Annotated in this window: 11 protein-coding genes; 5 read left to right on the plus strand and 6 right to left on the minus strand. The window is 38.9% G+C overall.

Annotated elements, in window-relative coordinates; translation table 11 throughout:
* Positions 1-81 precede the first annotated feature (81 nt).
* From ACY9Z2_RS15170 to ACY9Z2_RS15185, 4 genes are all read right to left on the minus strand, one after another.
* Positions 82-1,581: an aldehyde dehydrogenase family protein gene (locus ACY9Z2_RS15170; protein WP_463610501.1), complete on the minus strand. Its 1,500-nt coding sequence runs from the start codon at positions 1,579-1,581 to the stop codon at positions 82-84.
* Positions 1,582-1,629: 48 nt separating this feature from the next.
* A complete protein-coding gene (locus tag ACY9Z2_RS15175) occupies positions 1,630-3,303 on the minus strand; it encodes a thiamine pyrophosphate-dependent enzyme (protein WP_463610502.1) in 1,674 nt (557 codons plus the stop codon).
* 6 nt (positions 3,304-3,309) lie between these two features.
* Complete coding sequence (locus ACY9Z2_RS15180) at positions 3,310-4,479, minus strand: LL-diaminopimelate aminotransferase (RefSeq protein WP_463610503.1); 1,170 nt, start codon at positions 4,477-4,479, stop codon at positions 3,310-3,312.
* A 121-nt stretch (positions 4,480-4,600) separates the two neighbouring features.
* The gene (locus ACY9Z2_RS15185; protein WP_463610504.1) at positions 4,601-6,181 is read right to left on the minus strand and encodes a Na+/H+ antiporter NhaC family protein; all 1,581 of its coding nucleotides are present in this window, start codon (positions 6,179-6,181) and stop codon (positions 4,601-4,603) included.
* 200 nt (positions 6,182-6,381) lie between these two features.
* Between ACY9Z2_RS15185 and kynU the strand changes: the two genes are divergently transcribed.
* From kynU to ACY9Z2_RS15210, 5 genes are all read left to right on the plus strand, one after another.
* Entirely contained in the window at positions 6,382-7,653 is a 1,272-nt protein-coding gene (gene kynU, locus ACY9Z2_RS15190; protein ID WP_463610505.1) for a kynureninase, read from the plus strand.
* A complete protein-coding gene (kynB, locus tag ACY9Z2_RS15195; protein WP_463610568.1) occupies positions 7,650-8,282 on the plus strand; it encodes an arylformamidase in 633 nt (210 codons plus the stop codon). The genes kynU and kynB overlap by 4 nt, the downstream gene beginning before the upstream one ends.
* Before the next feature lie 150 nt (positions 8,283-8,432).
* Entirely contained in the window at positions 8,433-9,281 is an 849-nt protein-coding gene (kynA, locus tag ACY9Z2_RS15200) for a tryptophan 2,3-dioxygenase (protein WP_463610506.1), read from the plus strand.
* Between the two features lie 125 nt (positions 9,282-9,406).
* Entirely contained in the window at positions 9,407-10,750 is a 1,344-nt protein-coding gene (locus ACY9Z2_RS15205; protein WP_463610507.1) for a sodium-dependent transporter, read from the plus strand.
* Positions 10,751-11,603: 853 nt separating this feature from the next.
* Entirely contained in the window at positions 11,604-12,938 is a 1,335-nt protein-coding gene (locus ACY9Z2_RS15210; protein ID WP_463610508.1) for a CoA-disulfide reductase, read from the plus strand.
* 36 nt (positions 12,939-12,974) lie between these two features.
* Here the strand turns inward: ACY9Z2_RS15210 and ACY9Z2_RS15215 are convergent, their stop codons facing one another.
* Together ACY9Z2_RS15215 and ACY9Z2_RS15220 are read right to left on the minus strand one after the other, a co-directional pair.
* Positions 12,975-13,643: a hypothetical protein gene (locus ACY9Z2_RS15215; RefSeq protein ID WP_463610509.1), complete on the minus strand. Its 669-nt coding sequence runs from the start codon at positions 13,641-13,643 to the stop codon at positions 12,975-12,977.
* A 141-nt stretch (positions 13,644-13,784) separates the two neighbouring features.
* Positions 13,785-14,450 carry a TerC family protein gene (locus ACY9Z2_RS15220; RefSeq protein ID WP_463610569.1) on the minus strand — a complete coding sequence of 222 codons (666 nt, stop codon included), beginning with the start codon at positions 14,448-14,450 and terminating at the stop codon, positions 13,785-13,787.
* Positions 14,451-14,459 lie beyond the last annotated feature (9 nt).

Raw genomic sequence — 14,459 nt, forward strand, 5'->3', positions numbered from 1 at the left:
AAATAGATAGGCAGGTGAAAAGGACTAACTATCTGCTAGACGCTAGGAGCCGCAGCAAGACAACACAAAACGATTCGTTTATTATTCAACATCAATTTGAGCACGTTGTAATTTACCGCTGTAATCTACATAAACCGCTTTCCACTCAGTAAACACATCAAGCGCTTGAATACCAGAATCGCGGTGACCATTACCAGTTCCTTTTGTACCACCAAATGGTAGATGAATTTCTGCTCCAGTAGTTCCAGCATTCACATAAACAATTCCTGTATCTAGATCACGCTGTGCCTTAAACACTTGGTTAACATCGTTTGTGAAAATAGAGCTTGATAATCCGTATTCCACGCTATTATTTACTTCAACTGCTTCTTCAAAGCTCTTTACTGGGATTAACGATACAACTGGACCAAAAATCTCTTCTAGTGCAATTCGCATATTTGGCTTAACATCGGTAAATAGTGTTGGCGCGAAATAGTGGCCATTCTTATGATCCTCATCGTCCAATACATGACCACCTGCTAACAACTTAGCACCTTCGTCTTTGCCAATTTCCATGTATTTTTTTATTTTATCGATTCCACCCTTGTTGATGATTGGACCGACTTTAATCGATTCATCCAATCCGTTTCCAATGGTTAGTTTTTTCATTTCATCTAACAATCTATTTTCCAGTTCATCCTTCACTTTTTCGTGAACAATGACTCGGCTACATGCAGTACAACGCTGACCACTTGTTCCAAACGCACTCCATAAAATACCTTCTACAGCAAGTGATAGGTCCGCATCGTCCATTACAATTACTGCGTTTTTACCGCCCATTTCAAGCGAGACTTTTTTCAGTTGTTGACCACATTGCGCTGCAATCTTACGTCCAGTATAGTTTGAACCAGTAAAGGAAATAACACGAATGCCATCGTGATTTACCATCGCATTCCCAACAGAAGAACCTGATCCAAATACAACATTTACCACACCTTTTGGTAATCCAGCTTCTTCAAAAATTTTAGCAAGCTCAAATGCCATAATTGGCGTTTCTGTTGCTGGCTTCCATACAACACCATTACCCGCCACAATTGCCGGGAACGATTTCCACGTTGCAATCGCAATTGGAAAGTTCCATGGTGTAATTAAACCTACAACACCAATTGGAGCACGAACACTCATCGCAAACTTATCCTTTAATTCGGCAGGTGTCGTCTGGCCAAACATTCTACGACCTTCACCAGCCATATAAAATGCCATATCGATTCCCTCTTGAACTTCACCACGAGCTTCTTCGATCACTTTTCCATTTTCCATTGTTAGTAACTGAGATAGACGTTCCTTACGTTCTTTCATAATGCTTCCTACACGATATAAAACTTCAGCACGCATTGGAGCAGGTACTAATGCCCATTCTTTTTGAGCTTTCTTCGCTGCTTTTACGGCATCATCTACACTTGATTCGTCCGAAAGAGGAACCTCAACAACGGTTTCACCGGTTGCTGGATTAATAACAGGGGTTGTTTCCCCTTTTGTTTCAACCCATTCTCCTCCAATATAGTTTGCTAGTTTTTTAACCTGTAATAGTGTTTCTACCATGATGAATACCTCCTATAAATTAAATTATCTATATGTGTAAAACATAGATTACTTTTTAGAGCGATCTCTTATTTGTTGGATAGTTGAAGAGACCGATATGTTTTCTTGCTCTGTTATTATTTCTATTACAGTTGGTCCTTGATTATGAAGTGCTCTATCAAAAGCACTTTCAAATTGTTCTATAGTCTCAACTGTATAGCCTTCAGCACCAACGCTTTTTGCTAATCTACTAAATGAAATATCACCTAAATTAGTAGCTATAACTTTTTCCGGATAATGCATCTCTTGATGCATTCGAATCGTTCCATACATATTGTTATTAAATACGAGACTTATTACGGGAACTTTGTATCGTACAACGGTCTCGAGTTCGTTCGCTGTCATCATAAACCCTCCATCACCTGAAAGGGAAACAACTGGTTTACTTGGATTTGCTAGTTTTACACCTACTGCAGCTGGCATGCCATAGCCCATCGCGCCTGATGTAGGGCCAACGTACGTATGCGGTTTTGTAAAAGGATAGAAAGCATGTAGCCATCCCGCAAAGTTACCAGCATCATTGGTCAATACTGATTCTTTAGGTAGTTTGTTTACTAGTGATGCAATAATTTGTTTGTTTAAAACATCCTCGTTTGTTACGTGCAGACTACTTACTTGTTTATACGCTCTATTCCTTTCGTTTGCCCACTCAGACCATGAAGCAATACATTTCATATCGTTCAATGCTAGCAACGCCTCACCTATGTCGGCTACGACACCGATATCTGGTGCGTAAACCTTACCAAGTGTTTCATATTCGATGTCAATATGAATCAATTTTTTGCCTGCCGTGATGATCGAATAATCTTGTGTTGTTACTTCTGATAATCGTGTTCCGAAGGCTAAGACAACATCTGCTTCTTGAACGGTTTGCAGTACCTGTTTATTCGTCCCTAGCCCTAAATGTCCACCATATAATGGATGGTCATTTGCGAAAACATCATGACGTCTAAATGCAGCTAGCACCGGGATTGAAAATTTTTCTGCAAAGGATACCAATCGCTCCTCTGCTTGTGAGGATTTAATTCCGCCACCAGCAATAATTATTGGATTGGTTGCCTCACTGAGTACACTTTCAATTCGACCCACCTCTTCATGGGAAGGAGTAGGTTTCGGCCTCCTGGTTGGCGGACCAAAAGACATTTCTGCATGGATAGGAAGTACATTTTCAGGTAACGACACGATTACCGGACCCGGTCTACCTGTTTGAGCGATTCGGAAAGCTCGTTGTACGATTTCAGGCATCCGTTCCGTATCGTTGATTTCGACGGCCCACTTAGCGATATGCCCAAAATACTGTTCTAAATCTACTTCCTGGAATCCTTCTCTCCCTCTAAATTTACTATGTACCTGGCCTAGAAAAACAACCATTGGTGTGGAATCTTGGTATGCTGTGTGCACACCAATTGAGAGATTTGCCGCGCCAACACCGCGAGTTGCCATGACCACGCCCGGCTTAAGTGATTCCTTAGCATAACCTTCTGCTATAAACGCTGCCCCGCCCTCATGACGTGCCGCTATCACATCAATGGATTCTTCGTCGTGTAACGCATCTAACAAGGGCAAATAGCTTTCCCCAGGTACACAAAATGCGTGCGAAATTCCTTCTAATTTCATACATTCAACAATTGCTTGTGCTCCAGTCATTTTCACTTTTTTCTGCAAAGAGACGTTTGTTACCATCCTTGTTCACCCTTCCCAGGATAAGCTTTTGATTCGCTTAATGACCTCATCCAATCGATCACTCGTAACGGATAAAGCAATTCGAATATACCCTTCACCAGCAGAACCAAATGCCGAGCCAGGCGTTACAATAACGCCTGCCTTCTCTAGCATTTGATTTGCAAATGAAGCTGATGTATATCCTGTTGGAACTTTTGCCCATATAAAAATTGTTCCTCTTGGTTTCTCTGCATGAATTCCAATTTCGTTTAGTGCTTGGTGCAATTTTTCCATCCGTTCTTGAAATAGTTGATTGTTCGCATCAACAGCGCTTAAATCACTTCTTAGCGCTGTTGATGCCGCCAATTGAATAGGGAGAAACTGACACGTATCAATATTACTTTTCAATGTAGATAAGGCACGAATCACGGTTTTATTTCCAACAAGATATCCTATGCGCCATCCAGTCATATTAAAACTTTTCGATAACGAACCAAATTCTACCGCATATTTTTTCGCTCCTTGTACTTGTAAAATACTCGGTGCTTTGTAATCATCAAATGTTACTAAGTCATACGCAGCATCGTTCATGACAAGAATGTTATTTTCTTTCGCGTATGAAACCGCTTTCAAAAATACATCAGAATGAACCGTTGCTGCAGTTGGGTTACTTGGATAGTTTAAAAACATTACCTTAGCAGATTCGGCATCTTTTTTCGAAACCTGTTCAAATAAAGGCTGATAACCATTTGCTGCATCCAAAGGTAAATCTACGCTAGTTCCGCCAGCCAAATGTACAGCTGTCCGATAAACCGGATACCCTGGATTCGGAAGTAATACAGTATCTCCAGGATTAATAACTGCCTGAACGAAATTCGCAATTCCTTCCTTCGATCCAATTAAAGCCATTACCTCTGTTTCCGGATCAAGTTCAACACCATAACGACTTCGATAAAAATCTGCAACTGCCTGCTTAAATTCAAGTGTCCCACTGTACGTTGAATAACGATGATTTAATGGGTTTTTTACTTCCTCGACTAATCGATTAATTACAAAATCTGGTGTTGGTAGATCAGGAGCACCAATTCCGAGATCAATTACATCAACACCTTTTTTCTCCAGTGCTTTTTTCTTTTTTTGAAATTCCGAGAATAGATATGGCGGTAATGTGTTTATTTTTTCAGAAACAAACGTCATCGCACTTCCCCCTATTTCAATAAATGAAACGGTATTTCATATTCATATCACCAGTATAAAACAGTGATTTAAAATTTGCAATTGTTTATTTTTACAGATTTTTAATCAGTCACTGGAAAGCTTATTTGGCAATACTTTCTTCCGCATCAATAATTTTTTCAGGTTTTTTTAGGGTAAAAAACAGAATAACCAAACCAACTATTACAACAGCAAGACCAACCCATACACTTCCACTCAAACCGAGAACTAAATAGCCAAGACCTGCTATTCCTGCTGCTAGCATGGCGTATGGAATTTGGGTTGTTACATGATCCATATGATCGCAATTGGATCCAGTCGAAGAAAGGATTGTCGTATCTGAAATCGGTGAACAATGATCGCCAAATACTGCACCAGCTAATACTGCCGCTAGCATCGGTAGTAATAATGCAACATCTGCTGCAACCGCAATTTCACCTGCTATCGGAAGTAATATTCCAAATGACCCCCAAGACGTTCCTGTTGCAAAAGCGATAAACCCTGCCATTATAAACACAATAAGAGGTAACAGCATTATACTTAAATTAGACGATTCTACTACTCCTGCAAGATACGTACCTGTACCTAATTCACCAATCAATGTAACAATTGCCCATGCAAATATGAGAATAGAGAAGCCTGGAACCATTGATTTTGATCCTTCTAGTAATCCAAGCCCAATATGCTTGGCGGTGAAGTTTCCATTTTTCATATGGCGTGCGAACAAAATGAAGGTTACAATTAATCCAGTAATTCCACCATATAATAGCGATTTTGGTACATCGGCACTTCCAAAAATATTAACCAATGTTGCCTCTCCTTCAACTGCCTGTAATCCTGTCCAATAGATAAATCCAAGGGTTGCAAAAAATAGAACGACAATAGGTGCTATTAGATCACTTATTCGTCCGATTTTACTAACTGGTAGATTAGAAGATGTGTCAATCTTTTCTTTACTTTCCGAACTCATAACTTGGCCAGTTTCAAACGCAAGATCTTCATGCTTCTTCATTGGTCCAAAATCTGACTGCCTAATTGCTATGACAAACACAACTCCTAGTGCCGCCCAAACATAAAAGTTCATTGGAATGATTTGAATAAATGCACTGAATGCACTGTATTCCGTTATACTATTCGTAGCAAAAACGGTTCCAATTATACCAATAATATAGGCACCCCAACTAGATACTGGCGCTACAACACAAACAGGTGCAGAAGTAGAATCCACAATGTATGATAGTTTTGCTCGAGATACACGATGTTTATCTGTAACTGGTCTCGCCACTTGTCCGACAGTTAAACTGTTAAAATAATCATCTACAAAAACTAGGATACCTAATACAGCCGTCATAACCTGTGCACCAGCACGTGATTTCACCTTTGTTAGCATCCAATCACCAAACGCTCGTGTGCCTCCCATCATACTAATAAATGCTGTCAAAATACCAAGTATTAAGACAAACAAAAGTATGAATACATTCCATTGATTCAATGCCCCTTCAGCAACGAAGATACCTTTAAACGCTTCCCAAATACTTGATAGCGACGCCAACACATTAAAGCTCTCGATAAAAAGTGCTGCAGTGACTATCCCAACCCCAAGTGACAACAATACCCGCTTCGTCAGTAGCACCATAATAATTGCTAATAATGGTGGCACCAAAGACCAAATTGTATTTTCCAACGTTATCATCCCCTATTGATTGTATTTGTTAACCCTGACCAGCTACCCTCCTCCATTTTTGATTATTCATAGTATTCTATACATATTTTGAAAAATCCTCTATACAGAAAAATATATTTCAAGCGCTTTTGACACTTTATCTGGGAAAATATATAGTTTAACTAGACAGTAAAACTTCTTGAAAAACGAGGTGTATTGATATGAATACGGAAAAAACATACGCACAATTTTTAGATGAACAAGATGAACTAAAAGCATTTCGTGATGAATTTTACATTCCAAGTGGAACCATTTACTTTGATGGCAATTCATTAGGATTACTCTCAAAGAAAGCGGAGGAGTCAGTAGAAACATTACTAGATTCATGGAAAAAACATGCTATTGATGGATGGTTAGATGGTGTACATCCATGGTTCTATTTATCTGAAAAACTAGGAAAAATGAGCGCACCACTCGTTGGAGCTAGTAACGAAGAAGTTATCGTTACCGGATCTACAACAACAAATCTTCATCAGCTTGTTTCTACTTTTTATAAACCAGAAGGAAAGAAAACAAAAATTCTAGCAGATGCACTAAATTTCCCTTCGGATATTTATGCTTTGAAAAGCCAATTAAAACTAAAAGGCTATGATCCAGAAAGACACCTTATTCAGGTTCAAAGCAATGACGGAAATACATTACAAACCGAAGATATCATGAAAGCAATGACCGATGAAGTTGCATTAATTATGCTTCCAGGAGTTTTATATCGAAGCGGTCAAATCTTAGATATGAAAACATTAACCAAGGAAGCACACAAACGCGGTATTGTGATTGGCTTTGACTTATGTCATTCTATTGGTTCTATCCCCCACCACTTATCCGAATGGGGCGTAGATTTTGCTTTTTGGTGTAATTATAAGCATTTAAATGGTGGCCCTGGAAGTGTGGCCGGTTTATATGTAAATAAAAAGCATCTTGGAAATGAGCCAGGACTTGCGGGCTGGTTTAGTTCATCAAAAGAAAAACAGTTCGACATGTCACACACATTGACACCTGCAGAAGATGCTGGTGCATATCAAATTGGAACTCCCCACGTGCTTAGTACTGCACCATTGTTAGGTTCACTAGAAATTTTTAACGATGCAGGAATTGATCGTATCCGTAAAAAATCGCTACATCTAACAAAATATTTAATGGAGCTAATCGAATTTGAATTAGCAGATGATGGCTTTACCATTGCCAATCCAAAAGAGGACACAGTCCGCGGAGGGCACATTTTTCTCGAACATCCCGAGGCAGCACGAATTTGTAAGGCATTGAAAGCTGATAGCGTTATTCCCGATTTCCGAACGCCTAACGGAATAAGACTTGCTCCAGTAGCACTTTACAATACATTTGAGGAAGTTTGGCAAACAGTTCAGATTTTAAAAACAATCATGCAAGAACAACGCTATAAGGAATATGAAAATAAGCGAGGTGTTATCGCATAATGTCAGCTGAATGGATTGATATTTCACAGCCATTAACAAACAATATGGCACATTGGCCAGGGGATGTTCCATTTTCCTATGAACTAACAGTCGAAAAAAAAGACTCTGGATCCGTTAATATTGGCCAAATAACAACTAGTGTCCACACAGGAACACACGTTGATGCTCCCTTTCATTTTGATGGTGAGGGAAAAACAATTGATCAACTAGATGTTAATTTGTATGTAGGCGAAGCAATGATCATTGACGTAAGTAATGTACAAGAGGTTACAGTAGAAACGCTTGCTCCTTTTTCTTTTGAAGGAGTAGAACGAGTAATATTGAAGACTTCTTTACCTGGTGATCCAACTAGTTTTCCAGAAAAGATTCCTACACTTGACCCAAGAATTGCTACACTTTTGGCAGAAAAAGGCGTTAAGTTTCTTGGTGTAAATATGCCGTCTGTTGATGCACTAGACAGTAAAGAGCTGGCTACTCATCATGCGCTTCATCAGAATGGGATTCATATACTGGAAAATTTAATGCTCGACAATATCGAAGAAGGTCTTTATGACTTAATCGCACTACCACTTGCCATTCAAGGTTCTGATGGCAGCCCAGTACGTGCGGTGATTCGAAAGATTGATTAACAAGTGAGGGCTGTTGGCTTGTATTTTGGACTGTTCGGCTAGTATTTTTTATAATTGGCCAGTAATTTAGAAAATCGGCTAGCATTTGTAATACATTGGCTCGTATTTCTATGATCTGGCCAGTATTTATTCATTTAGGAGGTTCTCCCTGTGACAGAATCACACGAAAACGATGCATTTAAAAAAGAAAAAGGAATTCATACCGATTTCATTGAAAAAATGACATATGGCGACTACTTACAACTAGATACGTTACTTTCCAGTCAAAAAAGGTTGTCAAATCATCATGATGAGATGCTATTTATTGTTATTCATCAGGTTAGTGAATTGTGGTTGAAACTAATTATTCATGAAACGCAAGCTGCAATTGAAGCGATTAAGCAAGATGATCTAAAATCCTCTGCTAAAATGCTTGCCCGTGTATCAAAGATTCAAACACAAATCATTCAAGCTTGGGATGTTCTATCCACCTTAACACCTGCAGAATATATGGAGTTTCGCGACAAGCTTGGAAACGCTTCAGGATTTCAATCTTATCAATACCGATTAGTCGAATTTGTCCTGGGTTACAAGACACCATTTATTTTAAAAATTTATAAAAAAGACCCAGAAGTATACAAGCAATTAGAAGAAGCATACCATGCTCCAGGTCTATACGACGTTGCCATTCAAGCTCTTGCTCGGAAAGGCTTTTTCATTAATAAAGAAGTGCTTAACCGCGATCTTTCTGAGACCTATGTAAAGGATGATTCAGTCGAAAAAGCATGGCTTGAAGTATATAAAAATGTAGATAAGCATTGGGAATTATATGAACTTGCCGAGAAGCTGGTAGATGTAGAAGATTGGTTCCAACAGTGGCGATTCCGCCATATGAAAACCGTGGAACGAATTATCGGGCACAAAGTTGGAACTGGAGGCTCTTCAGGAGTTGGCTATTTAAAAAAAGTATTAGATCATTATTTCTTCCCAGAATTATGGGATATTCGTACAAAAATATAAGCTTATTGTACCATGTTCTTATTTTTGCTTGTACTACCAATAAGAACGTGGTATTTTTATAAACAATTATACAATAGCACAACATCTTTCTGTTATTGCTATACAACTAGAGAAGGAGGTCAAGTATGAGTAAAAAACAAGATCAGTGGTCATCAAAATTAGGATTCATTTTAGCATCAGCTGGTGCAGCAATCGGACTAGGGGCAATATGGAAATTTCCATATATGACAGGTATGAATGGTGGCGGCGCCTTTTTTTTACTTTTCATTGGCTTCACGATTATTATCGGACTACCATTATTAATAGCCGAGTTCGTTATTGGACGCGGTGCACAGAAAGAAGCAATTAGTGCATACAAAAAACTAGCTCCTAAAAGTGGATGGTCAATTATTGGCCGGTGGGGAGTTTTCGGCTCTTTCCTGTTAATGTCTTATTACAGTGTTGTTGGTGGATGGGTTCTCATCTATGCAACAATGTCTATTCCTGGAATGATTATAAAAGACAATGCAAACTATGAACAACTATTCGGATCGATTACTGGTAATCCAACGATAACTATTATTGGACTCGCCCTTTTTATGCTTATCAACATTATCGTAGTTTCATTTGGAATTAAAAACGGGATTGAACGCGCAAGTAAGCTATTAATGCCATTATTATTCGTTTTCTTTATTATATTAGTCGTTAGATCATTAACCTTTGAAGGTGCAATGGAAGGACTTAGTTTCTTTCTACAACCAGATTTTTCTAAAATTACTGGGGAAAGTGTTTTATACGCCCTTGGGCAATCCTTTTTCTCACTTGCGGTTGGGGTTTCTGTAATGGTTACGTACAGCTCTTACCTTGGGAAAGATGTTAGTCTACCATTATCAGCAGGTTCTGTTTCAATCATGAATATTATCGTTTCTTTACTTGCTGGATTAGCTATTTTCCCAGTAGTTTTTTCATTCGGATTAGCTCCTACCGAGGGGCCAGGACTCTTATTCATGGTACTACCAGAGGCTTTTGCCCAAATGCCATTCGGTGAAGTATTCTTAAGCCTATTCTTGTTACTATTTTTATTTGCTGTACTTACTTCATCCTTCAGTATGTTGGAGATTGTTACATCCGCATTTACTGCAAATAACAACCGATCCAGAAAGAAAGTTGCAGCCATTGCCGGAACGATTATATTTATCGCGGGGATCCCCGCCGCCCTATCGTCGAGCAAACTGGCGGATTTTACAATTTTCGGTCTAACAGTATTTGACGCAAGTGATTATTTAGTGAGTAATATATTGCTACCTGGCGGCTGTTTATTAATCGCCCTCTTTATCGGCTTTAAAATGAATCGCGAATTAATGAAACAGGAATTTTCTTATGCTAATCATTTATCAGATGGATGGTATCAATTATGGTTTCAACTTATGCGTTGGGTTGTTCCTATTACCATCATCATTGTTTTCTTAGGGTCACTTGGCATTCTTTAAATAGCAGAAGTCATTCACTCATACAAAGGGTGAATGCTTTTTTTTGGAGTTAAACAAAGGTAGTAAACTGTGACGTAACTAACATAATGTTCAATGTTTGCGCCATCGCTACGGAAAAATCACTACGCTTTCCGCGGGCTCGTGCTGAGTCTCCACGCTCGCAAAGAACGCTCCCTGTGGGGTCTCAGCGTCTTCGCTATTTCCGCAGGAGTCTCCGTGTTTTTCCTTCGCTGGGATTGTGCTTCATAACTCTTATTTCCTTATTAGATGCCTGATGGAAAATATAATTATCTTCTATTTTGGCAGTTGACAACGTCGGCATACCCATTGTCAGGGCAAAGAGGCTCACTAGCCGCCCTAAGGTGCGCGACTGCCCGTAGCGGAAATCGACGTAGTAGTTAATATTTTTATTAGTTCACAACTGTAAACTAAACATTTACTTCAAGGACACTGCTTGGTATCGGACTGAGGATGCCTTATTCACCCTATTCACCTTTATTTTGAGGGTTAACGGACACACGATGCCTTATTCAGCTAAAAAACATGATTTTCAACTGTTTTTACCCAAATAAGAAATCCTGAGTCCGATAACAACCGCATTTACCCTTATTTTTCCCAAATAAGGGATCGTGTGTCCGCAAGCCGACATCCTGCATGCAATCATTCCAGTACGCTCGAACATGTTACTTCACTAGCCTTGCCCGCGGTGGAAATCAACGTTGCTGTTACATAAACATCAATTTTCACTAGTTCGCAGTTTATCCTTAAATCGGCCAACTGGCAACTAGTCCTTTCTAATGCTTAAGTAACAGAAAAAAAGGGTAAACTATATAGGATGAAGGAGTGAATTATTATGGGAAATAAAATTGTCATTGTCGGCGGTGTTGGTGGTGGGGCAACGGTAGCCGCACAAATAAGGCGAATGGATCAAGAATCCGAAATCATTCTATTCGATAAGGGTGAATACATCGCTTTTTCTAACTGCGGTATGCCTTATTATATTGGCGGTATTGTCAAAGAACGTGAGCATTTGCTACGAGATTCAGACGACTTCGCTAAAAAATATAATGTTACCCTCCGTCTAAATTCTGAGGTAACACATATTGACCGCTCCAATAAAAAGATTTCCTATCATGTAAACAACAGTGATAAACAGGAATCCTACGATACGTTAATTCTTTCACCTGGGGCCAAAGCTTCCGTTCCAGACTTAGAAGGTTTAAATAAGAACACAACCTTTACCCTACATACAATTCCTGATATGGATGCTATTCATTCTCATATAAAACAAAACAATCCATCAACCTGTGCAATAATTGGCGCAGGGTTTATCGGCCTTGAGATGGTAGAGAACCTACAAAGTATCGGAATAAACTGTACGGTTATTGATCGTTCTGAACAAGTTATGAAGCTGGTGGATCCGGATATGGCAGAGATGATTCAAGATCATCTGAAAGCAAAAGGGGTTCAGCTAATTTTAAATGATGGAATTGAAGCTTTTTCGAACAATGGAAAAACAGTTCATTTGGCAAGCAAAAAAACAGTTCAAGCAGATATGACCATCATGGCAGTTGGAATTACACCAAATACAAAGCTTGCGCAAGATGCTGATCTTCAAGTTGGAGAGACTGGAGCACTTAGTGTGAATAACTATATGCAGACAGATGATCCAGATATATTTGCATTGGGTGATGCAATTGAAACATCGGATTATTTAACACAGTCTCCTCGGCATGTAGCATTAGCGTGGCCTGCACATCGCCAAGCGTTTATCATTGCAAATTATTTACAAGGAAACAAGATACCATACAAAGGGACGCTTGGGTCCTCTATTTTTAAAGTTTTTGACTTAAGTGTGGCAACCACAGGCCATAACATTGCCGCGCTAGAACAACTGGAAATGCCGTACCAAGAAGTAACACATGAATCATTATCTCACGCTGGCTATTATCCAGGGGCAGAAAAGGTATGTATAAAAGTTTTATTTCACGCTACAAGCAAAAAAATACTCGGTGCACAAGTAATCGGTGAAGATGGTGTGGATAAGCGATTAGCAGTTATTGCTACCGCCATAAAAGGTGGACTACTTGTTACAGACTTAGCAGAATTAGAACTTGCCTATTCTCCGCCGTATTCATCACCAAAAGACCCTATTAATATAATTGGTTATAAAGCTATGGACATGTAAAAACTCCAGGGATTTTCCCTGGAGTTTTTCTGCTATCTATAGATCCTCTTCACTACGATAAACTAGTGTAAATTTTTCTTCATCATTCAGATCACTTACATGAACTTTTACCCCGTGACCGAATGTAACTTCTTCTTCTGTCATTGCAATAATCATTGCCTTTGTTCTACTTTGATTATCAATATAAATATCACCAACTAGTGGCTTCATTTGGTTTTCAGAGGCTGCCAAATTTTCTGTCTCATCACTTGCTTGCTGATCTGCTGACACTAATTCCTTATCTAAATAAGCTATATCCTGACTATTATCCAATTTGCCTGGCACTAGTAGCACATATTCATTATGCTTTACGCCGTTATCTCTGGTTGTTACAACGTTTCCATCTTCAACATTGTCTACTTTTTCAATTTCGTTTAATGAATAATGATCAAGAAAATCCGGAGCTGGTTTTACAATTAAAATATAGTCACCTGGTTCAGGGCGTTTACCTTGATCAATTGTATATCTTTTTCCGTAAAAAATGAACGAGTCCAAGTGCTTTGGTTTATACAATTGGATGTCACTTGCCTTTGAAAGTACTTGCTGCATATCTTTCAGACGATAAAGATGCACCGATTTTTTAAACATTGGCTTTACGGAATAGACTTTATGCAGTTCATTGTTGTAGTAAACAAACTGACCCTTTCGTACTTGTATTAGCTTCATTTGTTAACCTCCTATTAGTCCTTATCGTACTATTTACATATATAAATAATATCTCCTGTCATTTTCCCATTATACCCCAGTTGTTAAACATCCATGAATAAAAATAATGAAAAGAAAAAAAGAAGCCATATTTTAGCTTCTCTATGCCACTCGTTTGTTTTTCAAATATCCTACAATTAATACTCCAGATGTTAGCACTGCAATGATTCCATACATAACTGGTCCATGGTGAAGATTTAACCATTCCATGACAAATTTATCTCTCGTTATCATTTCTCCAGCAGTCCATGCGAGTATTCCAGCACCAACATAGGCAATCCATGTATACTTGTCCATTATACGAACGATTAATTTTGAACCAAAAATCATAATCGGAATACTAATTGCTACCCCAATTGCAATCATCCCGATGTGCCCATGTGCAGCACCCGCTACAGCTACAACATTATCAAGACTCATCACGGCATCAGCCATTATAATAGTCCAAACCGCCTTCATTAAAGAAGAAGATGATTTAATATCCGTGCCTGACTCATCATCTACCAGTACATGATAGGCAATCCATAATAATAACAATCCACCAATTAAATGCACTAGCGGAATTTGTAAGAGGTAAACGATAAGAATAGCAAACACTATTCTAAGCACAACTGCACCACCGGTTCCTATTACAATTGCTCTATTTTGCTGTCGTTCCGGTAATCCCCTGGTCGCCATTGCTATAACAATAGCATTGTCACCGGAAAGAATGATGTCAATAGCTATAATTTTTAATAATGCAATAACAGAATCCTGCGTTAGTTCTATTCCTAACAA

This window comes from Virgibacillus sp. GM2-2 (genome assembly GCF_055329585.1).

Bases quoted from the DNA above. Each gene is read 5' to 3' on its own strand.
- ACY9Z2_RS15210 (WP_463610508.1), top strand. From the start codon at position 11,604: ATGGGAAATAAAATTGTCATTGTCGGCGGTGTTGGTGGTGGGGCAACG.
- kynU (WP_463610505.1), top strand. From the start codon at position 6,382: ATGAATACGGAAAAAACATACGCACAATTTTTAGATGAACAAGATGAA.
- ACY9Z2_RS15215 (WP_463610509.1), bottom strand. From the start codon at position 13,643: ATGAAGCTAATACAAGTACGAAAGGGTCAGTTTGTTTACTACAACAAT.
- ACY9Z2_RS15175 (WP_463610502.1), bottom strand. From the start codon at position 3,303: ATGGTAACAAACGTCTCTTTGCAGAAAAAAGTGAAAATGACTGGAGCA.
- ACY9Z2_RS15205 (WP_463610507.1), top strand. From the start codon at position 9,407: ATGAGTAAAAAACAAGATCAGTGGTCATCAAAATTAGGATTCATTTTA.
- ACY9Z2_RS15180 (WP_463610503.1), bottom strand. From the start codon at position 4,479: ATGACGTTTGTTTCTGAAAAAATAAACACATTACCGCCATATCTATTC.
- ACY9Z2_RS15170 (WP_463610501.1), bottom strand. From the start codon at position 1,581: ATGGTAGAAACACTATTACAGGTTAAAAAACTAGCAAACTATATTGGA.